Source organism: Nocardiopsis halotolerans DSM 44410 (assembly GCF_000341065.1).
GTDB classification, from domain to species: Bacteria; Actinomycetota; Actinomycetes; order Streptosporangiales; family Streptosporangiaceae; genus Nocardiopsis; species Nocardiopsis halotolerans.
Window position 1 is genome coordinate 1 of record NZ_ANAX01000382.1, and the last position, 22627, is coordinate 22627.

The 22627-nt window shown below is 72.2% G+C and carries 20 protein-coding genes and 1 pseudogene; 10 read left to right on the forward strand and 11 right to left on the reverse strand.

Going from position 1 to position 22627, the window contains the following annotated elements:
• Positions 1-98 precede the first annotated feature (98 nt).
• Together D455_RS0127515 and D455_RS0127520 are read left to right on the forward strand one after the other, a co-directional pair.
• The gene (locus D455_RS0127515; protein WP_017573872.1) at positions 99-1484 is read left to right on the forward strand and encodes an FAD-binding oxidoreductase; all 1386 of its coding nucleotides are present in this window, start codon (positions 99-101) and stop codon (positions 1482-1484) included.
• A 152-nt stretch (positions 1485-1636) separates the two neighbouring features.
• Positions 1637-2500: a deoxyribonuclease IV gene (locus tag D455_RS0127520; protein ID WP_017573873.1), complete on the forward strand. Its 864-nt coding sequence runs from the start codon at positions 1637-1639 to the stop codon at positions 2498-2500.
• A 19-nt stretch (positions 2501-2519) separates the two neighbouring features.
• Here the strand turns inward: D455_RS0127520 and D455_RS0127525 are convergent, their stop codons facing one another.
• Together D455_RS0127525 and D455_RS0127530 are read right to left on the reverse strand one after the other, a co-directional pair.
• Positions 2520-3182: a winged helix-turn-helix domain-containing protein gene (locus D455_RS0127525; RefSeq protein WP_017573874.1), complete on the reverse strand. Its 663-nt coding sequence runs from the start codon at positions 3180-3182 to the stop codon at positions 2520-2522.
• 99 nt (positions 3183-3281) lie between these two features.
• Positions 3282-4586, reverse strand: a complete 1305-nt coding sequence (locus D455_RS0127530) for an MFS transporter (RefSeq protein ID WP_017573875.1) — start codon at positions 4584-4586, stop codon at positions 3282-3284.
• Between the two features lie 227 nt (positions 4587-4813).
• Between D455_RS0127530 and D455_RS0127535 the strand changes: the two genes are divergently transcribed.
• Positions 4814-5164, forward strand: coding sequence for a hypothetical protein (locus D455_RS0127535; RefSeq protein ID WP_017573876.1), 351 nt, complete (start codon positions 4814-4816; stop codon positions 5162-5164).
• Between the two features lie 482 nt (positions 5165-5646).
• Positions 5647-8013, forward strand: a complete 2367-nt coding sequence (locus D455_RS0127540; RefSeq protein ID WP_017573877.1) for a Tex family protein — start codon at positions 5647-5649, stop codon at positions 8011-8013.
• 183 nt (positions 8014-8196) lie between these two features.
• Here the strand turns inward: D455_RS0127540 and D455_RS0127545 are convergent, their stop codons facing one another.
• From D455_RS0127545 to D455_RS0127555, 3 genes are all read right to left on the reverse strand, one after another.
• Positions 8197-10227 (reverse strand): CocE/NonD family hydrolase, encoded by a 2031-nt coding sequence (locus tag D455_RS0127545; RefSeq protein WP_017573878.1) that lies wholly within the window; start codon positions 10225-10227, stop codon positions 8197-8199.
• A complete protein-coding gene (locus D455_RS0127550; RefSeq protein WP_017573879.1) occupies positions 10227-11528 on the reverse strand; it encodes an ATP-grasp domain-containing protein in 1302 nt (433 codons plus the stop codon). Before D455_RS0127550 ends, D455_RS0127545 begins: the two co-directional genes overlap by 1 nt.
• A 208-nt stretch (positions 11529-11736) precedes the next feature.
• Positions 11737-12207 (reverse strand): MarR family winged helix-turn-helix transcriptional regulator, encoded by a 471-nt coding sequence (locus D455_RS0127555; RefSeq protein ID WP_017573880.1) that lies wholly within the window; start codon positions 12205-12207, stop codon positions 11737-11739.
• Positions 12208-12319: 112 nt separating this feature from the next.
• On the opposite strand from D455_RS0127555, the gene D455_RS0127560 reads away from it, so the two are divergent.
• On the forward strand, positions 12320-12694 hold the full coding sequence (locus tag D455_RS0127560; protein WP_017573881.1) for a cupin domain-containing protein: 375 nt from the start codon (positions 12320-12322) through the stop codon (positions 12692-12694).
• A gap of 29 nt (positions 12695-12723) precedes the next feature.
• Here D455_RS0127560 and D455_RS0127565 read toward each other — a convergent pair whose 3' ends face one another.
• Entirely contained in the window at positions 12724-14229 is a 1506-nt protein-coding gene (locus D455_RS0127565; protein ID WP_017573882.1) for a carboxylesterase/lipase family protein, read from the reverse strand.
• Positions 14230-14437: 208 nt separating this feature from the next.
• Between D455_RS0127565 and D455_RS0127570 the strand changes: the two genes are divergently transcribed.
• Positions 14438-15394, forward strand: a complete 957-nt coding sequence (locus tag D455_RS0127570; RefSeq protein ID WP_017573883.1) for a quinone oxidoreductase family protein — start codon at positions 14438-14440, stop codon at positions 15392-15394.
• A gap of 149 nt (positions 15395-15543) precedes the next feature.
• On the opposite strand, the gene D455_RS0127575 is transcribed toward D455_RS0127570, so the two are convergent.
• Entirely contained in the window at positions 15544-15837 is a 294-nt protein-coding gene (locus D455_RS0127575) for a GNAT family N-acetyltransferase (protein ID WP_017573884.1), read from the reverse strand.
• A 148-nt stretch (positions 15838-15985) separates the two neighbouring features.
• Here D455_RS0127575 and D455_RS0127580 point away from each other — a divergent pair, with 148 nt between their 5' ends.
• The 4 genes and pseudogenes from D455_RS0127580 (at position 15986) to D455_RS0127595 (ending at position 19749) form a co-directional block, all read left to right on the forward strand.
• Complete coding sequence (locus D455_RS0127580) at positions 15986-16741, forward strand: SDR family oxidoreductase (protein ID WP_017573885.1); 756 nt, start codon at positions 15986-15988, stop codon at positions 16739-16741.
• Between the two features lies 1 nt (position 16742).
• A pseudogene (locus tag D455_RS31905) lies at positions 16743-17512 on the forward strand (SDR family oxidoreductase).
• Positions 17509-18537, forward strand: a complete 1029-nt coding sequence (locus D455_RS0127590) for a phosphotransferase family protein (RefSeq protein WP_017573887.1) — start codon at positions 17509-17511, stop codon at positions 18535-18537. Before D455_RS31905 ends, D455_RS0127590 begins: the two are co-directional and overlap by 4 nt.
• Positions 18538-19749: an acyl-CoA dehydrogenase family protein gene (locus D455_RS0127595; RefSeq protein WP_017573888.1), complete on the forward strand. Its 1212-nt coding sequence runs from the start codon at positions 18538-18540 to the stop codon at positions 19747-19749. It abuts the gene before it with no gap.
• A gap of 136 nt (positions 19750-19885) precedes the next feature.
• Here D455_RS0127595 and D455_RS0127600 read toward each other — a convergent pair whose 3' ends face one another.
• The 4 genes from D455_RS0127600 to D455_RS0127615 all read right to left on the reverse strand — a co-directional run.
• Entirely contained in the window at positions 19886-20500 is a 615-nt protein-coding gene (locus tag D455_RS0127600) for a TetR/AcrR family transcriptional regulator (protein WP_026123041.1), read from the reverse strand.
• Positions 20501-20604: 104 nt separating this feature from the next.
• Positions 20605-20952 carry a VOC family protein gene (locus D455_RS0127605; RefSeq protein WP_017573890.1) on the reverse strand — a complete coding sequence of 116 codons (348 nt, stop codon included), beginning with the start codon at positions 20950-20952 and terminating at the stop codon, positions 20605-20607.
• Positions 20953-21020: 68 nt separating this feature from the next.
• Positions 21021-21824 carry an ABC transporter ATP-binding protein gene (locus tag D455_RS0127610; protein ID WP_017573891.1) on the reverse strand — a complete coding sequence of 268 codons (804 nt, stop codon included), beginning with the start codon at positions 21822-21824 and terminating at the stop codon, positions 21021-21023.
• The coding region (locus D455_RS0127615) for a FecCD family ABC transporter permease (protein WP_017573892.1) at positions 21821-22627 on the reverse strand (807 nt) is incomplete at its 5' end. The genes D455_RS0127610 and D455_RS0127615, both read right to left, overlap by 4 nt.

A 22627-nucleotide genomic window follows, 5' to 3' on the forward strand; every position in this document is an offset into this window, starting at 1 on the left:
GATCCACTCATGGACGCAGACTGCCAGACATCGCGGCCGTGTTGTGACCGCGATGCTTCCTACGGTGGCCGCCATGAGCGAGACGACGAGNCACGGACATGGCGGCGGACCTGGCCGGGCACGTGAGCGGGCCGGTGCACGCGCCGGGAACCGACGCCTACGACGCGACGCGTACGGGGATGCAGCGGCTGGACCGGCACCGGCCCGACGCCGTGGTGGAGGCCGCCGACGCCGGTGACGTGCGCGCGGCCGTGGCCTGGGCGGCGAAGCGCGGTCTTCGCGTGGCGGCCCAGCTCACCGGGCACGGGTTGGGCGCGGGCATGGAGGGCGGCGTCCTCGTCGCCACCCGGCGCATGGACGGGGTGCGGGTGGATCCCGACCGGCGCACGGCGTGGGTGGGGGCCGGGGCCACCTGGCAGGCGGTGATCGAGGCCGCCGCTCCCCACGGGCTGGCGCCCCTGTCGGGCAGCGCGCCCAGCGTGGGCGCGGTCTCCTACACGCTGGGCGGCGGAGTGGGGCTGCTGGCCCGCCGGTACGGGTTCGCCGCCGACCACGTGCGGCGCGTGGACCTGGTCACGGCGGACGGTCGCCTGCGCGAGGTGACCGAGGGCGGTGACCCGGACCTGTTCTGGGCGCTGCGCGGCGGCGGTGCGGGCGCTTTCGGGGTGGTCACCGGGATGGAGGTCGGTCTGTTCCCGGTCACCCGGGTCTACGGCGGAAGCCTGTTCCTGGACGTCACCGCCGAACCCGGTGCGCTGGAGGTCTGGCGGCGCTGGACCGCGTCGGTTCCCGAGGAGCTGACGTCGGGGGTGTCGATGCTGGTCTATCCGGACGTGGAAGGCGTTCCCGGACCGATGCGGGGCCGCCAGGTGGCCCAGGTGTCGCTGGCGTGGTCGGGACCGCCGGAGGAGGGGCCGAAGGTGGTGGAACCGCTGCGCTCGGCCGCTCCGGTGCTGATGGACACCCTGCGGGAGCTGCCCTACGCCGAGTCGGGCGCGGTCTTCGACGAGCACCACGATCCGGCGGGGTTCCGGGGCCGCAACGTGCTGGTGGACGGGCTGGACGAGGGGGCTCTGGCCGAGCTGACCCGGATGACGGGTGCGGCGCCGTTCTTCTGCGTGGTCTCGCTGCGCCACCTGGGCGGCGCCCTGGCGCGCGGACCGGAGACCGCCAACGCGGTCGGGCACCGCGGCGCCGCGTACTCGCTGACGGTCATGACCTTCGCCGGCACCGGGGCTTCGGAGAACCCGGAGGAGGCGGAGGACACCGAGGCGATGCGTGAGCTGCGCGAGGAGGCGGTGGCGCTGTTCGACGAGCACGCGGTCGGGCGCTCGTTCACGCTGGGCTTCGGGCCGATGGACGAGCAGGAGGTCCGCGAGGTCTTCGATGCCCGCGACCGCGCGCGGCTCACCCGGGTCAGGGCCGCCCACGACCCGCGCGGGATGTTCCACTCCAACCGCCCGATCCCGACCGGGGGCTGGTGACCCGGGAACGCACGCCGCTTCGGCCGCACCGTGGGGAGTCCGAGGTGCGGCCGACGGCCCCGGCGCCACGCGGGCACCACCGCGTTCCGGCCGACCGGTGTGAGTACCGGCACGGACCGCCCGCTCGTACCTGCCTCTACGCTTGTCTGTCGATGAAGAAGAGTGAGCAGCAGCGACCCCCGTCCCCGGTCGGCGCGCACGTCCCGGTCGCGGGCGGCATGGCCACCAAGGGCCTGGCCTACGCCGAGGAGATCGGCGCCGAGACCGTTCAGGTGTTCGTGTCCAATCCGCGCGGGTGGGCGACCAACGGGGGCGACCCCGAGCAGGACGCGCGGATGCGCGAGCGCACCGACCTGCCCGTGTTCGTGCACGCCCCGTACCTGATCAACCTGGGCACCCCCAGCGAGGAGACGGCGGCCAAGTCGGTGCGCTCCCTGGAGCACGCGCTGCGCCGCTCGGGCCAGATCGGCGCGCTGGGCACGGTGGTGCACACCGGGTCGGCCGTCTCGGGCGGGCGCGAGACCGGCCTGTCGCGCACCCGCGAACGGCTGATGCCGCTCCTGGAGGAGCTGGGCGAGGACGTCCCGCCGGTGCTGCTGGAGCCGATGGCCGGTCAGGGCCAGGTGCTGTGCGCGACCATCGACGACCTGGCCGCCTACCTGGAGGTGCTGGAGTGGCACCCGCGTGTGGGCGTGTGCCTGGACACCGCGCACATGTTCGCCGCCGGGCACGACATCTCCACGGTGGAGGGCATGCGCGAGGCCCTGGACCGCTTCGACGAGGTGGTCGGCGCCGACCGGTTGAAGGTCGTGCATTGCAACGACTCCAAGGCCGAGTGCGGCAGCTGCCGGGACCGGCACGAGAACATCGGCGCCGGGCACATCGGCGCGGAGCCGTTCGGTGAGCTGTTCCGGCACCCGGTGAGCGCCGGGGTGCCGCTCGTCCTGGAGACCCCGGGCCCGGCCGGTCCGCACGCCGCCGACGTGGCCGCGCTGAAGAGGCTGCGCGAGGCCTGAGGGGACGCCGTCGGGGCGGTCAGTCCTCCTCGGCGGCGGCCCCGTCCGACCCGCCCCCGGCCTCGGGCAGGATCGGGAAGAGGGCGGTGTCCACCTGGACGACGTCGGTGTCGGGATGGCTCTCGGGGGTCCGCCCCTGGAAACGTTTCCCCCAGGAGCTGAGGAAGTCGTTGAGCGCGTCGGCGAACTCGGCCGCCTCCTCCGGGGTCATCCGGGCGTGGCTCGTGGAGTCGGTGGCGGCGTCCTTCCAGCGCCGTACCGCGGGCAGGTCCGGGCTGTCACGGACCAGCGTGGTCCAGTCCCGGAACCGTTTCTGCTTCTGCTGGTAGAGACGGCCGAGGACGGCTTGGGCGGCGACACGGGTCTCCGGGTTGCTGAGGAACTCGTGCCCCGACATGCTCCAACCGCCGGGGCGTACCCGCCACCAGCGCTCGCGTCCGCCCGTGTGCCCGGGTGGGTTGTCGATGAAGCCGTAGCGGGACAGTTGGCGCAGGTGGTAACTGGTGGCGCCGCTGCTCTCCCCCAGGCGCTGGCCCAGGATGGTGGCGGTGGCCGGGCCGTTGAGCCTGAGTTCGTCCAGCAGGCGGGCGCGCAGGGGGTGGGCCAGGCCCCGCAGGGCCTGGGCGCTGACCCGCATCTGCTCATGGGAGTCGGAGGGGACGTCGGGGTCGTCGTCGGTCATGGACCTCACCGTACTGCGAGAACCCTTCCGCAAACAGTTCGCTGCAAAGCTTTCTTGGCGTTGCTGGCACACGTGGGCTCCTCCTGGAACGCGGCGGGGTCAGCGGTCGTCGTCACCAGCGGACGCGACCGCCTCGTCGGACAACCGCGCGCACTCGGCGACGGCCCCGCGGAAGGCCAGGGGCGTGACCACCATGACCAGCCCGCCGACCAGGAAGGGCAGGGCGAGGTCGATCCGGCCCAGCAGACCGCCCAGCAGCGCGCCGACCGGTGACAGCCCCCAGCCGACCATGCGGAAGGCGGCGCCCGCCCGACCGCGCACGCGGGAGGGGACCACGGCCTGGAAGAACAGGGAACCGGAAACGTTGGTCACCGTCATGCACAGACCCAACAGCCCCCAGACGAACGCGACGAACCAGGCGTGGGGCACCAGGCCGACCACCAACAGGCACGCCCCCATCCCCAGGTAGCCGCCCATCATGGCCGTCCTGCGGCCGAGGCCCGCGACGAGCCGTGCGGCCAGCACCGACCCCAGGACGCCTCCGACCGCGATCGAGGCCAGGAAGAGCCCGTACAGGGCCTCGGGAACGCCCAGCACGTCCTGGGCGTAGAGGACCATCACCGAGGTGGCCATCTGGATGCCGATCATCATTCCGGCGTTGTTGAACGCCAGGCCCCGCGTCAGCGACTGGCCGAAGACGTAGGCGAAGCCCTCCCGCAGGGAGCGCAGTACACCCTGGCCGGACTCCGTGTCCTCACCGCTCTCCGTGGTCTCGGTGGACTCGGCGAGGCCGGAAGCGCGCCGCAGCATGAGGGCGACGGTCACCACGAGCACGGCGCACAGGGCGTAGGACAGGGCCGTTCCGGCAACGGGCAGGACCGCGGCGACCGCGAAGAGCACACCGGCGACGGGGGTGGCCACACAGTCCTGGGCGACCAGGCGACCACCCTCCAGCCTGCTGTTGGCATGGTCCAGCAGGCGACCGGGCACGATCCGCGACACGGTGATCCGGGTGACGGGGTCGGTGACCGTCTCGCAGCAGATCACCACGAAGATCGTGGCGTACAGGGCCCAGAGGGTGGCGCCACCCGTGGCGATGGCCACGGCCAGGGCCGCGACGGCGATCGCGGCGACCGTGCTGGAGACCGCCATGGCACGGAGACGGTCGACCCGGTCCAGCAGCACTCCCGCGAACGGCGCGACGAGCAGCCAGGGCAGGTACCGCGCCACCACCAGACCGGAGACGGCGAGCGGGTCGTGGGTGAGGGTGGCGGCGATCAGCGGCAGGGCGGTGGCGAGCATGCCGTCGCCGAGGTTGGTGAGGGTTCCGGCCGCCCAGAAGCGGTGGAAGATCCCGCCGAGGCGCTCGGTACGCGGCGGTGCGGCGGAGGGTTCGGTGGTCATGGTGTCCTCCTGGATTCGGGGGTGCCACCACCGTATGACAAAGACTCCTTTGCAAAGATAGGCATGCAAAGCTTTCTCTGTATTACTTTCGGAGGCGTCGACGTCACCTACGGCGAGGTCCGCGCGAAAGGAACCGCGCCGCACGGGAAGCCCGTCATAGGCGACAATGGGGACGTACGCCCCGGGCTCCGGGGCGGGTCCCGGATCAAGGAATGAGGTGTCGCCGGATGGATCCGGTCTCCATGGTCTTCGGAGCCACGATCGCGCTCGGCGGTTTCCTGTTGGGCCGACTGGCGAACAGGCGCCAGGCACGCCAGGCCCTCGAACAGCAGCGCAGGCAGGAGCGGGCCAAAGCCCTGAACACCCCGCAGAACCCCCAGCCGTTCTGCGGATGCGGCCACCACCTGGTCTTCCACGACCAGCAGACCAAGAAGTGCCAGACCCAGGTGGTCATCCCCGGCCGCTGGACCGGACAGGCCAGCTCCACCTACCGCCAGTGCATGTGCCAGGGCTACCGAGGTCCACTCCCCCTCGACGAGTACTACGCCCCCGACTACCTGAACGAGACCGACGGCTGACCGGGTCCCGGCCCCGGTGTCCACGAGTGCGAGGGGCCGCCGCGCGGTTGTCCACAGTCGTCCACGGGGGGCTACCGCGCGGCGGCCCCCTCTGCTTTCTTGGAAGCACGACCGCTTTCCCGGAAGGGGGACCGGGCGACACGGCCCCGGGTCGCGGAGCCCCGAGCCTCCACGTTCCCGACCGCAGAACCCGGCCCCGGGAGCGGTGGCCCCGCACCCCCGTTCTTTGCGAAACCGACCCGCCCGAACCCGTCCCGCCGTACGGTGACCGAACGGCCCCGCCCCCGGACCGCCGAGGCCGTGCCCCGCCCAAGCCCTTCCCCAGCGTCCGGCGCCTTCCCCGAGAGCCCCGGCACGAGACCACCGACACACCGCACGAACCGGGACACGGGGCCCGCCAGGATGACAATGTCCTTCCCCGCCATCAGAATGTCTGCGCACCGAACAGCCAGAGAGTGGACGTTGAACCAGTGACGACCCCTGTGACACCCACGATCGACCAGCGCATCGCCGAGGAGCTCGGCGTGGGCACGCACCAGGTCACCGCCGCAGTCGGACTCCTCGACAGCGGGTCGACCGTGCCCTTCATCGCCCGTTACCGCAAGGAGGCCACCGGCGCGCTGGACGACGCCCAGCTGCGCGCCCTTGAGGAGCGTCTGCGTTACCTGCGGGAGCTGGCCGAACGCCGGACCGCGATCCTGGAGTCGATCCGCTCCCAGGGCAAGCTGGACGAGGAGTTGGAGGCCCGCATCCAGGCGGCCGACTCCAAGGCCCGCCTGGAGGACATCTACCTCCCCTACAAACCCAAGCGGCGCACGAAGGCGCAGATCGCCCGCGAGGCCGGGCTCGAACCCCTGGCCGAGGGCCTGCTGGCCGACCCCACCCAGGACCCCCGGGAGGTCGCCGCCGCCTACGTCGACCCCGACAGGGAGGTGGCCGACGTCAAGGCCGCCCTGGACGGGGCCCGCGCCATCCTGGTGGAGCGCTTCGCCGAGGACGCCGACCTCACCGGCGTCCTGCGTGAGCGCCTGTGGGAGAGGGGCCGTCTGGGTTCGGCCGTCCGCGAGGGCAAGGAGGAGGCGGGCGCCAAGTTCGCCGACTACTTCGAGTTCTCCGAACCCCTCACCGAGCTCCCCTCCCACCGCGTCCTGGCCATGTACCGGGGTGAGAAGGAGGAGATCCTCACCCTCAGCCTGGAGCCGGAGGAGGCCCCCGCCGAGAACGCGGACGGCACCGTCCCCCGGAGCACCTACGAGAACGCGATCGCCCACCACTTCGGCATCGTGGACCGCGGACGCCCCGCCGACCGGTGGCTCCAGGACACCGTGCGCTGGGCCTGGCGCACCCGCATCCTGGTGCGCCTGGACATCGACGTGCGCATGCGGCTGTGGCAGCGTGCCGAGGACGACGGCGTGAACGTGTTCGCCGCCAACCTGCGCGACCTGCTGCTGGCCGCCCCCGCCGGGAGCCGCGCCACCCTGGGCCTGGACCCGGGCCTGCGCACCGGCGTCAAGGTCGCCGTCACCGACGCCACCGGCAAGGTCGTGGCCACCGACACGGTCTACCCGCACGCGCCCCGCCGCGACTGGGACGGCTCCATCGACAGTCTGGCCAGGCTGTGCGCCGCCCACGCCGTGGAACTGGTCGCCATCGGCAACGGCACCGCCTCCCGCGAGACCGACAAGCTCGCCGCCGACCTGATCAGGCGCCACCCGGAACTCAAGCTCACCAAGGTGATGGTCTCCGAGGCGGGCGCGTCGGTCTATTCGGCCTCGGCCTACGCCTCCGAGGAGCTGCCGGACCTGGACGTGTCCCTGCGCGGGGCCGCCTCCATCGCCCGCCGCCTCCAGGACCCGCTCGCCGAGCTGGTCAAGATCGACCCCAAGTCGATCGGTGTGGGCCAGTACCAGCACGACCTGGCCGAGGGCAAGCTGTCGCGCTCCCTGGACGCCGTGGTCGAGGACTGCGTGAACGGCGTGGGCGTGGACGTCAACACCGCGTCGGTGCCGCTGCTGACCCGGGTCTCGGGCGTGACCTCCACCCTGGCGCGCAACATCGTCGCGCACCGCGACGCCAACGGCCCCTTCCGCACGCGCGAGGCCCTGCGCTCGGTGCCGCGCCTGGGCCCGAAGGCCTTCGAGCAGTGCGCGGGCTTCCTGCGCGTGCCCGGCGGCGACGACCCGTTGGACGCCTCGGCGGTGCACCCGGAGGCCTACCCGGTGGTGCGGCGCATCCTGGACCGGGTGCAGACCGACCTGCCGTCGCTGATCGGCAACAAGAAGCTGCTCTCGCAGGTGCGCCCCCAGGACTTCGTGGACGACACCTTCGGACTGCCGACCGTCACCGACATCCTCACCGAGCTGGACAAGCCGGGCCGCGACCCGCGTCCGGCCTTCACCACCGCCACCTTCAAGGAGGGCGTGGAGAAGCTGGACGACCTGGAACAGGGCATGATCCTGGAGGGCGTGGTCACCAACGTGGCGGCGTTCGGCGCGTTCGTGGACGTGGGCGTGCACCAGGACGGCCTGGTCCACGTGTCGGCGCTCTCGCACAAGTTCGTCGAGGACCCGCGCGACGTGGTCAAGCCGGGCGACATCGTGAAGGTGAAGGTGCAGGACGTCGACATCCCGCGCAAGCGCATCTCTCTGACCATGCGCCTGGACGACGAGGCTCCGGCCCGCGGTGGTCGGGGCGCCGAGCGCGGCGACCGCGGTGGCGACCGCCGTCGTGGCGGCGGTGGCGGTAATCGTCGGGGCAACGGCGGCGGGCGCGGCCGGGACAACCGCTCCAACGCCGCCCCGCAGGGCGCGATGGCCGACGCGCTGCGCCGCGCGGGTCTGGGCAAGTAGGAACCGTCTCCGTCCGTGGGTGGCGGAAGGCCCTCCCGTCACCCACCACCGCCCGTCTGGGGCGCTCCGCGCCAGAGCGGGCCACCACCCTCAACCGACACCTCCGGCGCAGCACCCCCAACCCGTCACCCACCACCGCCCGCCTAGGGCACTCCGCGAAAGGGAGGGACACCCCCGTCGGGCTCAGACGCCGTCCCGCGGAATCACCGAGGTGTAGATCTTCGTGGCCACACGTTCGCCGTTCTCGTAGGCGTCGAGCGTGGCGTGCAGGTGGAAGTCGGTCGCCGTGGACGTGAGTACCGTACTGGTCCGGGTCCGCACCGACCAGTCACCACGGGTGAAGCCCATCGTCCACGTCGCCTGCCCCCGGACCGAGTCGTAGTCGTCACCGATCCGGCTGTAGCACTCCTCCGCGCGCCGCGTCACGTCCAGCCCGATGTCGTCGAAGCGCACCGTCCCCAGATCCTTGACCACGTCCAGCGCGGCCCCGTAGTGCACGAGGTCCTGGGTCAGGTCCCACCGCTCCTCACCCGGCTCGATCCGGCTCGTGGTGATCGGCGCGGTGCCCTCCGGCTCACCGAAGGGCGCCACCTCCCGGCCGTCGCCGCCTTCGGCCGGACGCACCGGAAGGTGTACGCGGGTGTGCTCCCCCTGGAACACGGTGAGGGTCACCGGCTCGGGCGAGGGCCACACGAGCGGCCAGTAGGAGGTGGACACCGAGATCCGCACCCGGTGTCCGGGCGGGAAGGCCTGCGCCACACCGTTGAGGGGCACCGAGACCCGGTACCTGCGACCGGGCACCAGCTTCTCCGGCCGCTCGTGTCCGTTGACGTGGGTGAGGTTCAGCAAACCGTAGGTCACACGCGTGGCCTGCCCCTTGGGCGTCACGTCGCACAGCCGTACCGCGACCATCGCGTCCGGGCGGTCCACGGAGAGTTCGAGGTCGACCACCACGGAGCCGAGGATCTCCAACCGCTCGGGGAGCGGCACGCTGTCGAAGACGATCGACCCGCCGTCGTCCTCACGCTGGTCGTAGGGCAGGTCGGGAGGCGCGTTGTACGAACACCACTTGCCCGCGTGCTGCCCGGTGGACAGCGGCGAGGACAGGGTCAGGGCCTCCTCCCTCCCCGAGGGCTCCCCCTCCCCGAGCACACGGCCCACCCCCAGCGCGCGCGGCACGAACACGACGTCGGGCGACGGCCACTCCCGCTCACCCACCCAGCGCCCCGGCCGGGCCTCGTAGGAGGTGGAGGGCGTCACGCTCTCCTGCATCCAGGCCCGCAGCATCGGTGCGTCCATCACGTCGTTGTCGACGCCCTTGAGCCAGCGGTCCCACCAGCGCACCATCTCCTGGAGGAAACCGATGGCGGGTCCGGGCTGGCCCAGGTGCGGGTACTTGTGCGACCAGGGGCCCAGCAGCCCGAGGCAGGGCACCCCCAGTCCCGCCAGCAGCCGGAAGACCGAGTTGGAGTAGCCGTCGGCCCACCCGCTGACGGCCATGACGGGCACCTGGATCGCGCCCAGGTCCTCGATCACCGAACCGTGCTTCCAGTACGCGTCCCGGTGCTGGTGCCGCAGCCAGGTGTCGAGCCACAGGCCGCTGTGCTCCAGCCGCTCGTGCCACATGTCGCGCCACCGCTCACCGACCAGGTCCGGATCGGGCGGGCAGGAGTTGTAGGCGAACATCGTGGAGGCCCAGGACAGGTTGTCCCCCAGCAGGCACCCGCCCATGTAGTGCACGTCGTCGGAGTACCGGTCGTCGGTGGAGCTGGCCGTCACGATCGCGCGCAGGCTCTCGGGCCGCCGCGCGGCGACCTGGAGGGCGTTGAACCCACCCCAGGAGATGCCCATCATGCCGGTGCGGCCGTCGCACCAGGGCTGGTCGGCGAGCCAGGCGAGCACCTCCTCGGCGTCCGAGAGCTCGCTCTCCAGGTACTCGTCGGTGAGCACCCCCTCGGAGTCGCCGCTGCCGCGCAGGTCCACGCGGGCGCACGCGTACCCGTGTCCGGCCATGTAGGGATGGTGGATCGAGTCGCGCTGTGCCGTCAGGTCGCGCCTGCGGTACGGGATGAACTCCAGGACCGCCGGTACCGGATCGCTCTCGCTCCCCACCGGACGCCAGATCCGTGCGGCGAGCCGGATCCCGTCACTGAGACGGATCTGGACGTACTCGTCCTCGCGTATCTCGTGGGGCAGCTCGCTGACGGTTCTCATCACCTGGTCCTCCCGCTTCGGTCCTCGCCGTCGTCGTCCCAGATCGTGAAGGGCAGTTCCGCCACGCAGTCCCGGTACCTGCGCTCGCACTCCACGCCGTCCCGACCACCCACGAACACGTGCGCCAGCTCGAAGCTGTAGCTGTCCTGGAAGGGGAGTTCGGAGAGCCGCTGGCCCTGGCGCGCGACGATCTCCACCTTCGTACCCGGTGCCGTCTTCTCCGCGCGCGCGACGTCCTCCTCCGTGGGCACCGCCGCGACGAAGCCGTCGCGGAAGCGGCGCAGGAACCACTTGGCGGCCACCGCGTGCTCCCCTCCGCGTTCCAGCTCGGGCTCCTGCCCCAGGGCGACCCTCAGGCAGATCTCGTGGTTGGACACCCCGCGTACGAGCTCGAACAGCCTGGCGTGCGACTGGGAGTGGCGCGGATTGATCTCCAGGAGCCGGATGTCGCCGCTGCGCGGGTCGTGGAAGTACTCGATGTTGAAGGTGACGTTGTCCAGGCCGACCCGGGAGATCACGCGTTCGGACAGCGCGGTCAGGCGTTCGCCCGCCGCTTCGGGCACCGTGGACGGGTACTCGTAGCGCAGGAAGCTCGACGTGCCCGGATAGCGGTGGGAGTCGACGATCCCGTAGACGTGGGGAACGCCGTCACGGACGTAGCCCTCGACGGTGAGCTGGTCCCCCGTGGCCTCCTCCTCGACCAGTGCGGCCGTGCCCCCGCACCCGGCGACCTCCGGTGGCAGCCGCAGCCGGTCCATGACCCACTGGAAGGACGTGCCGAGGCGTCCGGCTCCCGCCCTGATCCTGTCCATGGCCGCACGGAACCCGGCGTCGTCGACGGCCCGGAAGGCCAGTTCGGAGGAGAACGACTTCACCGGCTTGATCCACACGGGGTAGGAGAGCCCCTCCGGTTTGACCGTGGTGTCCAGGCCGACCTCGGCGAACCGGGGCACGGCCTCGGGGATGACGGCGCGCTGCTCCAGACGGCTCCAGTACTTGTGCTCGCACCGGATGACGGCCTCCAGGGGCGCGCACGACAGTCCCCGCTCCTGGCAGAGCAGCGGCACCAGCGAGCTGACCGGGAAGTCCCAGAACCCGATGACCGCGTCGACCGTGCCCTCGAAGGAGTTCAGCCTCCCGGCCGCCAGGGCGAGGACTCCGGGCATGTCCACCTCCCGGTGCTGGCCGATCTCGTCGAGGTCGAGCAGTTGGAGGAAGCGGTAGTCGCGGTCAGCGGGCAGGGAGAGCAGGACCTCCCGGTTCTGGTCGTCGAGCCCCAGGACGAAGACGTTCGTGGTCATCGCGCACCTCCGGCGGGGTGGTGCCAGCCGGTGGCCACGCCCCGCACCGGAAGGTCGTCCCCGATGCGCCCCGGACACCGGCGCCACCCACTCCTACCTGCGAGGATGCCCGCATTCCCCGCCGGTCCCGGGCAGAGCGCGGAGGGGTTTCCCAACCTTTACCGACTCCGGGATAAAACTGGACGAAGACGACGAACCGGCCACCGCCTCACCAGACGGGACGCAGCGGGGGCAGTTCCTCCCCGGCCAGACCCCGGACGAGTTCGGCGAGTTCACCGCGCAGGTGGGCGAGTCCGCCCTCACCGAGGCGCTCGCCGATCCTCTCCTCCAGCGCGCGCATGACCCGGCCCGCGACGGCGAGGTGCTCGTGTGCCCGGTCGGTGAGGACGACCAGACGGCGGCGCCCACCCCCGGCGTGCTCCACGCGCCGCACGTACCCGCGTTCCTCCAGGTGGGTGACGATCTGCCCGGCGGCCTGCTTGGTGACGCCCAGGCGCTCGGCCAGCTCGGTGCTGGTCGCGCCGCCGTTCCGGAGCACCTGGAACGCGAATCCGTGGATCGGCCGCAGTTCCCGGTAGCCCTCGGCGTCGACTCCGCGCACGAACTCGCCCAGCACCAGCTGGAAGGCCATACCCAGGAGGAAGGTCAACTCGGTGCGCTCTAGGGGATCGTCGTTCATGACCCCATCTTGACACACATGAGTAAAGAAGCTTTACTCTCTGAGTAAAGGAGCTTTACTCGCAGGGCGCAACAGGACGCACAGCCCCATCCCACGAGAAGGACGTGAGCACATGAGGATCATCGACGAGACCGAGGCCCGCACCACCACGACGCCCGCCGGAACCATGGCTGCCCTGGCCGGACCCAGCCAGGGCAGCCAGCAGCTGAGCACCTGGCGGGTACGCATGGACCCCGGAGCGGCCTCCCCCGAGCACGTGATCGACCGGGACCAGGTGTGGATGCCCGTCTCCGGACGGTTCGAGGTCAGCGTCGACGGACGGAACGCGTCCGTGACCTCGGGCCAGGCCGCCCACATCCCCGCCGGAGCGGTCCGCCAGGTGCGCACCCCCGACGAATCCGGCGAGGCGCTGGTGTGCATGGTGCCCGGAGGACGGGCCACCGTCGTGGGACAGGAGCGGCCCGTTCCCCTGCCCTGGGCCGAGTGACGTCCGGCCGCCGCCCCGGCGCGGACCGCCTACCTGGGCGCCAGGGCCACCCCGGCCCACAGCTCGCGCACGGGCGAGGTGTCGCGGGCGTGCACCAGGTCGTCGGTGTTCCACACCTTGACCGCGGTGGCCTCGGCCGTCACCGCGGGCCAACCCGGGTCACCGGTGGCGGCGAAGTCACGCCAGGCCGCGACCATGCGCCCCGACAGCGCCCGATGGGCGTCGCTGGGCTCGCCGCCGAGCAGGAACCTCCCGAAGTCGGTGTCCAGGTTGCCGAACGCGAACGGCAGGTCGAAAGCGTGGCAGGCACCCAGCCGCCCCTCCATCGCGGGGCTCTCCGCGGCCAGCCGGAAGAAGTGGGCACGGCCCCCCGCCGCGGCGTGCGCCTCGGCGAAGCGCACGGTGTACTCCGAGAACAGGGCGTCTCCCTGGATCGCGGCGTACAGTTCGCGCAGAGTCGCCCCCGGGTGCACGGAGCGGTAGGCCGACACCGCCTCCTCCCCCAACCCGAGCCGGGAGGCGGTCTCCGCCAGGGAGGACTCCCCGTCGATCTCCACGCTCTGCCCCAGCTCGGTGAACAGCCGGTACTCGTGCGCGTTGTGGCCGACGAGCAGATCCACCCCGGAGGCGGCGCCGCGAGCGACCGCCTCCAGCGGGGCCTCGGGGAGTTCGGGGCCGCCGACCACGGGCGCGAAGCAGGTGAAGGGCTTGGTGCGCACACCGCCGGACCTCCCCGGCGGGGAGGCGGACAGCACCGCGTCGGTGGCCTCCAGCAGCTTCTCCGGCGGCAGCGCGGCCAGGGCGTCGGCCTCCAGCGGCACCCCGGCGGCCCCGGCGATCCGCTCGGAGACGGACCGCGCCGTGTCCCGGGTGAGCATGTCCCCGGGAACGCTGTGCGCGATCACCCTCCGGAAGAGCCCGTGGGCGGCCGGGGAGGCCATCAGGCACGCCACCGACCCGGCGCCGGCGGACTCCCCCGCCACCGTCACGTTGTCGGGATCGCCCCCGAAGGCGGAGACGTTCTCCCGCACCCAGCGCAGTGCGGCGGTCTGGTCGAGCAGGCCGCGGTTGTCGGGGCGGCCCGGCACGTGACCGAAGCCCTCGAAACCCAACCGGTAGTTGATCCCCACCACGACGAGGCCGCTCTCGGCGAGCCTGGTGCCGTCGTAGGTGACCTCCGAAGCGGCGCCGACGATGTAGGCGCCGCCGTGGATCCACACGAGCACGGGGGCCCGGTCGCCCTCCCGGGCGGCGGTCCACACGTTGAGCGACAGGCAGTCCAGGGACGTCTCCGGGCTCCAGGGCGCGGCGCCCAGGAGCTGGTTGCCCTGCGGGGGCGGCGGGCCGAAGGAGGTGCAGTCGCGCACGCCGTCCCAGGCGGGCGCGGGGACGGGGGCGGCGAAGCGGCGTTCCCCGAAGGGGGCGGCGGCGTAGGGAAGGCCCCGGTAGACGGTGACCCCGCCGCTCTCGGAGCGCGGCGAGGCGGCGCCCCGAACCCGTCCGGACCCTGTCGTCACTGTGCGCTCGGCGTCCACGTGCGTCCTCCCCATCGGTTCGCGACACCCCCACCTAACAAGGTTAGGTAAACGGGCGCAAGACCCTCCGAAACCAGCCGCGGCGCGGTGTTCCCGGATCTTCACCACGGACCGACCGTCCGACCAGGCGGAACTCCGGGCCCGTTCCGTGGTTTCCGGCCGGTAACATACCACCCGGTCGGTATGAACACACGAACGAAGGGTCGCCATGCGCGCCATCCAGATCACCGAGTTCGGTGGACCCGAGGTCCTCACCCCCACCGAACTGCCCGACCCCGAGCCGGGCCCCGGCGAGGTCCTGGTCGACGTCACCCGTTCCGGGGTGAACTTCGCCGACACCCATCAGGCGGAGAACAGTTACCTGGCCCCGGCCTCCCTCCCCCTGGTCCCCGGTATGGAGATCGCCGGACGTACCCCCGACGGCCGCCGCGTCGTCGCCCTGACCACCAGCGGCGGCTACGCGGAGAGGGCCGTCGCCAACACCGCCATGTCCTTCGACATCCCCGACGGGGTCTCCGACGAGGACGCCCTCGCCCTGATCGTCCAGGGCGCCACCGCCTGGGTGCTGCTGCGCAGGTCCGTGCGGATGGATCCGGGCGAGTCGGTCGTGGTGCACGCCGCGGGCGGCGGCGTGGGCACGCTCGCCGTCCAGCTGGCCAAGCGGTTCGGCGCCGGACGCGTCATCGCCGTGGCCAGCAGCGAGGACAAGCGCGCACTGGCCCTGGAGCTGGGCGCGGACGCCGTCGTGGACTCCACCGCGCCCGACATGACCGAGGCGCTGACGGAGGCCAACGGCGGGCGGCGCGTGGACGCCGTCCTGGACATGGTCGGCGGCCGAGTCACCGACCAGAGCGTGCGGGCCCTGGCCCCGTTCGGCCGTCTGGCCTTCTACGGGATGGCCTCACGGGAGCTGCCCAGCCCGGTGCAGCCCGCCAACCTCATGCGCCACTCCACCACGGTGGGCGGCATGTGGCTGCCGCACGTGTGGCAGCTGCCGGGCGACGTGATGAACCTGGCGATGGCCGAGCTGTTCACGCTGGTGGCCGAGGGGGGCCTCCGGCCGGTTCTGGGCGGGTCCTACCCCCTGGCCGAGGCCGCGCGGGCACATGAGGCGCTGCGGTCCCGGGGCACCATCGGCAAGCTCACCCTTGACATCACTGTCTAGAGAAGCGGCACCTTGACAGTGTAGATCGTGATATGTCCGATCTGCCGGGCTCGTGTGGTCGACGCGGGCGCGTCCGCGTCGACCACACGGGCTGGGGCCACCGAGCGGCGTTCCCCGTGGCCTCCGGCCGCGGCCCCTCCCGCCCGCCGCTACTCGGCCGGGGAGTGGTACACGAGATCGGTGTAGTCGGGATGGCGCTGGATCCAGCCCTTGACGAAGGGACACAGCGGCAACACGTCCAGGTCCCGCGAGCGCACGTCGTCCAGCGCCTCACGGACCAGGGCTCCGCCCAGCCCGCGCCCCTCGTGGGCGGGGTCGATCTCGGTGTGGGTGAAGGTGACCAGCCCTTCCGTGAGGATGTACTCGGCGAACCCGGCCACCTCCCCGTCGACCCTGATCTCGTAACGTCGTTGGTCCGGTACGTCGACCACGTCGGTCGCCATGGCAGCATCACCTCTCGGTCCGCGGGAGGACATCGTTGACCCACCCTCCATTGTGGCGCGTGGCCGCACGCGGTGCCCCTTGCGGCACGCACCCACCTGGACATAGAGTCTCCGTGGCATACCGACTAGTCGGTTTAAGGAGAACGGAATGACATCCCGGTTCGGCGGCCGGACCGCCATCGTCACCGGTGCGAGCCGGGGCATCGGCCTGGCCATCGCCCAGCGGCTCGTCGACGAGGGCGCGCGCGTGTGCGTCACCGCGCGCAAGCCCGAGCCCCTGGAGGAGGCCGTGAAGGCCCTGGGCGGGCCCGAGCACGCCATCGGCGTCCCCGGACGGGCCGACGACCCCGAGCACCAGGACGCGGCGATCGCCGCCACCCTGGAAGCCTTCGGCAGCGTCGACATGTTCGTCAACAACACCGGCATCAACCCGGTCTACGGACGGATGGTCGACCTGGACCTGGACGCGGCCCGCAAGATCTTCGAGGTCAACGCCCTGTCGGCGATCTCCTGGACGCAGAGGGCCTACCACGCCTGGATGGCCGAGCACGGCGGCGCCGTCGTCAACGTCTCCTCCGTGGCCGGGACCAAGCCCTCCCCCGGCATCGGCTTCTACGGCGCCACCAAGGCCATGCTCATCCACATCACCGAGGAACTGGCCGTCGAGCTGGGACCGAACATCCGCGTGAACGGCGTCGCCCCGGCCGTGGTCAAGACCAGGTTCGCCTCGGCGCTCTACGAGGGCCGCGAGGAGAAGGTGTCCGCCCAGTACCCCCTGGGCCGCCTGGGCGAGCCCGGGGACGTCGCGGGCGCGGTGGCCTTCCTGCTCTCCGACGACGCCTCCTGGGTCACCGGCCGCACGCTCGTCCTGGACGGCGGCCTCACCCTCACCGGAGGTGTGTGACATGGACCTGACCGACACCGGAGCCGTCGTCACCGGCGCGGGCAACGGGATCGGCGCCGCGATCGCCCGCAGACTCGCCGGGGCCGGGGCGCGCGTCGTGGTCAACGACCTGGACGCGGGCGCCGCCGAGGCCGTGGCCGCCGAGATCGGCGGGGGGGGCGGNACGCCGCCAGCGAGGCGGGCGTCACCGCGCTCGTGGCCGAGGCCGGGGCGCACCTGGACGGCATCGACCTGTACGTGGCCAACGCGGGCGTGGGCGTGGGTGGCGGCCCCGACGCCCCCGAGGCCGACTGGGACCTGGCCTGGCAGGTCAACGTGATGGCGCACGTGCGCGCCGCACGCGAACTGGTGCCCGGCTGGCTGGAACGCGGCCGCGGCCGCTTCCTGACCACCGTGTCGGCCGCGGGCCTGCTCACCATGCTGGGCAGCGCGCCGTACTCGGTGACCAAGCACGCCGCCCTGGCCTTCGGCGAGTGGATGTCGGCCACCTACGGGGACCGCGGGATCACCGTGCAGTGCGTGTGTCCCCTGGGGGTGCGCACCAACCTGCTGGAGAGCAGCGGCGACACCGGCAAGGCCATCCTGGCCCCGGAGGCGATCACCCCCGAGGAGGTCGCCGACGCGGTGATGGTCGGCCTGGCCGACGGGCGCTTCCTGATCCTGCCGCATCCGCAGGTCGCCGACTACTACGCGGCCCGGGCCGACGACACCGACCGCTGGCTCGCGGGGATGCGCCGCCTCCAGGCAAAGGTCTTCGAGGGGGAGTCGTGAGCGACGAACGCACCGGCGGCGACCTGCCCGGCCTGGACACCGCGGGCCTGCGTGCCTACCTGGACTCGGCCGTGCCCGGCCTGGTCTCGGGTCCGTTGGAAGGTCGGATGATCGCGGGCGGCAAGTCCAACCTGACCTACGTGGTCACCGACGGCACCGGCAGCTGGGTGGTGCGCCGACCGCCGCTGGGCCACGTGCTGGCGACCGCGCACGACATGCCCCGCGAGTACCGGGTGATGACGGCCCTGCGCGACACCGCGGTGCCCGTCCCCCGCACGCACGTGCTGTGTGAGGACACCGAGGTGCTGGGCGCGCCGTTCTACGTCATGGAGTACGTGGAGGGCACCCCCTTCCGCACCCGGGACGAGATCGCCCCGCTGGGCGCGGCGGCCGTCCGCCGGGTGGCCGAGACGCTGATGACCACCCTGGGCGACCTGCACGCGGTGGCGCCCGAGGAGGTCGGGCTGGGCGACTTCGGCCGTCCCCGGGGTTTCCTGGAGCGGCAGGTGCGCCGCTGGCGCAAGCAGCTGGACGCCTCCCGCAGCCGGGACATCCCGGGCATCGACGCGCTGCACGAGAGGCTCTCCTCGACGCTGCCCGAGCAGTCGGCGCCCGCGATCGTGCACGGCGACTACCGCCTGGACAACGTGCTGGTCACCCCCGGCGGGCGGATCAGCGCGGTCCTGGACTGGGAGATGGCCACACTCGGCGACCCGCTCGTGGACCTGGGCCTGATGCTCGTCTACCAGGAGCAGCCCGTGGGCGTGGGCGCCGAGTCCGCCGTCTCCGCCGAGGGCTACCCCTCCCCCGAGGAACTCGTGGGCATGTACGCCGCCGCCACCGGCCGCGACGTGTCCCGCCTGGGCTGGTACGTGGCCCTGGGCTGCTTCAAGCTCGCGGTGATCGCCGAGGGCATCCACTTCCGCCACAGCCAGGGCCTGACCGTCGGGGCGGGTTTCGACCGGATCGGCGAGGTCGTCGCTCCCCTGGTGGAACGCGCGCACACCATGCTCAAGGAGGACTAGATGGACTTCGCCCACGACAGGGAGACCGAGGAGCTGCGTGAGAGGCTGCTGGCCTTCATGGACGAGCGCGTCTATCCGGCCGAGGCCGTCCTGAAGGAGCAGCTGGCCGAGCGCGAGGACCACTGGTCGACCGCGCCGGTGGTGCGCGAGCTCCAGGCCGAGGCCCGGAAGCGTGGCCTGTGGAACCTGTTCCTGGCGGGGCACCCCGAGCACGGCGGGCTGCCCAACCTGCGGTACGCGCCGCTGGCGGAGATCACCGGACGCAGCCCGCGCCTGGCCCCGATCGCGCTCAACTGCGCCGCGCCCGACACCGGGAACATGGAGGTGCTGACGATGTTCGGCACCCCCGAGCAGCGCGAGCGCTGGCTGGAGCCGCTGCTGAACGCCGAGATCCGGTCGGCGTTCGCGATGACCGAGCCCGCGGTGGCCTCCTCCGACGCCACCAACATCACCACCAGCATCGTCCGTGACGGCGACGAGTACGTCGTCAACGGGCGCAAGTGGTACATCACCGGTGCGCTCAACCCCGAGTGCGCCGTCTTCATCGTGATGGGCAAGACCGATCCCGACGCCGAACGGCACCGACAGCAGAGCATGGTGCTGGTGCCGCGCGACACCCCAGGCCTGACCGTCCGGCGCGGCATGACGGTGTACGGCTACGACGACAGCGACCACGGCGGACACGCCGAGGTCGTGTTCGAGGACGTGCGGGTGCCCGCCGCGAACCTCGTCGGCGGCGAGGGCGAGGGGTTCGCCATCGCCCAGGCCCGGCTGGGGCCGGGCCGCATCCACCACTGCATGCGCAGCATCGGCATGGCCGAGCGCGCCCTGGAGCTCACCTGCCGCCGGGTGCTGGACCGGGTGGCGTTCGGACGGCCGCTGGCCGACCAGGGCGTGGTCCGCGAGTGGATCGCCGAGGCCCGTGTGGCCATCGAGCAGCTGCGACTGCTGGTGCTCAAGACCGCGTACCTGATGGACACGGTCGGCAACAAGGGCGCGCACACCGAGATCCAGGCGATCAAGATCGCCACGCCGCGCACGGTGGAGTGGATCCTGGACAGGGCCATCCAGGCGCACGGCGCGGCCGGGGTCAGCCAGGACCTGCCGTTGGCCGGGTGGCTGGCGGGCGTGCGGTCGCTGCGGCTGGCCGACGGGCCCGACGAGGTGCACCTGCGCTCGCTGGGCCGCGCGGAGCTGCGCAGGTACCGCTAGGCCGGTGGCGCCGCCGGTGCGGCGCCGCCGACACCGTCCGACGATCCCGTTCCCGCTGTCACCGCGGCCGCTCCGCCGTGGTGCCGGGAGCGGGGTCGTGGCGTGTGGACACACCCCGGTCGCCCCCGCCCCGCCCTCAGGCTCCGGGGCGCAACCCCGCCACGAGCAGGTCGGCGAAGTGGCGTCCCACGTCCTCGCCGCCGAGCGGGCCGCCCGGGTGGTACCAGGTGCTCAGGTGGTGTACGGAACCGAAGAAGTAGTTCACGACCAGGTCGGCGGAGACGTCGTCGCGGAAGACGCCCTCCGCCTGCCCCTGGGCGACCATGTCACGGAAGATCTCGTGGTAGCGGCGCCGCTCGGCGCGCACGGCCCTCTGCTTGTCCTCGCTCAGCTGGTGCATGGAGCGGAAGAAGATGACGGTGTCGTCCATGTTGGCGACGCTGGTGACGATGACGTCGGCCGCGGCGGCGTGCACCCGGTCGGTCACCGGCTCGTCGCGGGAGGCGATCCGCACCAGGTGCTCGGTCTGCATGCGCAGCACGCGCGCGTAGATCTCGTAGAGCAGGTCGTCCTTGGAGCCGAAGTAGTGGTACATGGCGCCCTTGGTGACGCCCGCGGCGACCACGACCTCCTGGACCGAGGTGCCCTCGTAGCCGTTCGAGGCGAACAACCGGGTCGCCGCCCCGAGCAACCGCTCCGGCACGGATCCGTTCTGGGTGTCGGTCTCCGCCGTCCGCTGTGCTCGCGCCATGTCCTGCCCCACCTCGTGCCCCGTCATGCGCCGGAAAACACCGGCCGGGACAGCATACCGACCGGCTGGTACCCGACGCACGCGCGCTCGGTGTCCCCTCCCGCTCACACGATCCGCAGGTCGACCTTGCGCCCGTCGGGGTCGGTGAGGACGCGTCGCCCGGGTTCCAGGGGCGGTGTGGCGCGGTCTCCTGCCACGGTGAACCCGAGCCGGACCGCGCCCGTGGAGCGTTCGGGGGTGGCCGGGTAGATCTCGAGGACCATGCCGCCCGGCAGCTCGGCCGCGTGGTGCTCGGGTCCGCTCCCGTGCCGTTCACGGACGAACCGCAGTCCCAGCCCGGCGTAGAAGGCGCGGCACTCCTCGACCCGGTCGGTGTAGACGACCAGGAGCGTGGCGCGCGGGGTCGGTGCCTCCCCGGCCGGGCGCGAGGTCCGTTCCGGTGTCGTCTCCATCCTCCGCTCCTCCCTGTCATGTCGACCGTACCGGGCCCGGGGCCGCCTCGCGGAAGGGTGGGGCACCCTCAACCGATGCCTCCGGCGCCGTACCCCCTCTCGTGCGGGATGACCAGCGGAGTGCGGGTGCGCGGGTCGGGCACCACGTCGCAGGGCAGCCCGAACACCTTCTCCACCAGGGGCGCGGTGACCACCTGCTCCGGGGTGCCGTCGGCGACCACGCCGCCCCCCTCCATCAGCACCAGGCGGGTCGCGAACCGGGCGGCCTGGGCCAGGTCGTGTAGGACGGCGACCACCGTGCGCCCCTGGCGGTGCAGTTCGGCGAACAGCTCCAGCAGGTCGTACTGGTGGGCGATGTCCAGGAAGGTGGTGGGCTCGTCCAGCAGGAGGACGTCGGTGTCCTGGGCCAGGACCATCGCCACCCACGCACGCTGGCGCTGGCCGCCGGAGAGCGACCCCACCTGGGAGTCGGCCAGGTCGGCCAGCCCGGTCAGCTCCAGCGCGCGCTGGATCGCCGTCTCGTCCTGCGGGCTCCACTGCCGCACCAGCGTGTGGTGCGGGAACCGGCCGCGCGCCGCCAGGGCCCGCACGGAGATGCCCTCGGGAGCGACCGGGCTCTGCGGCAGCAGCGCCATCTGGCGCGCGACCGCCTTGGCACGCTGGACTCGTACGTCCCGGCCGTGCAGGAGCACCCGGCCCGACAGCGGTTTGCGCACCCGCCCCAGGGCCTTGAGCAGGGTGGACTTGCCGCAGCCGTTGGGGCCGACGATGACGGTGAACTCGCCTTCGGCCACTCCGAGGTCGAGGTCCCGCACGACCGGCTCGCCCCCGTATCCCAGGGTCAGCTCCTCCGCGGACAGCACCAGACTCACAGCACACCCTTTCGCCATTCACGAACCAGCAGATAGCCCAGGTAGACGCCGCCGAGCGCCATGGTGAAGACACCGACCGGCAGCCCTTCCCCGACCGGGGACCGCTGCACGGCCAGGTCGGCCGCCACCAGCAGGAGGGCGCCGACCAGGGCCGACAGCACCAGGTTGGGGCCCGGAGCCGCGGAGAGCCTGCGCGCGATCTGCGGTGCGGTCAGGGACACGAACGCGATCGGACCGGCCACGCTCACCGCGGCGGCGGACAGCACCACCGACAGGCAGACGGCGGCGGTGCGGGTGGGAGCGGCCCGCGCGCCGAGCGCGTCGGCGAGCTCGTCGCCCATCTCGTTGACGGTGACCGGTCCGGCCAGTGCCGCCACGAACGGCAGCACCAGGATCAGGACCGCCCAGATGGTGGTGGCGTGCTCCCAGGAGCGGGCGCCCAGGCTGCCGTTGACGTAGGAGGCCAGGACGTCGGCCTGGTCGCGGGCCATCACCGACACGACGAAGTGGGTGAAGGCCTGCGCCATGGCGGCCACGCCGATACCGGCCACGATCAGGCGGCCGGGGTGGCGCAGGCCGGTCCCCGTCACCGTGGCCACGAGGACCATGGCCAGGGCGGAACCGGCCAGCGCGCCCAGCGGTACGGGGATGACGCCGGGCAGGACGAGGGCGGCGAAGGCCGCGCCCGCCCCGGCTCCGGCGCCCAGGCCGATGACGTCGGGGCTGCCCAGGGGGTTGCGGGTGACGGACTGGAAGAGCGCGCCCGCCAGACCGAGTGCGGCGCCGGTACCCACGGCCACCGA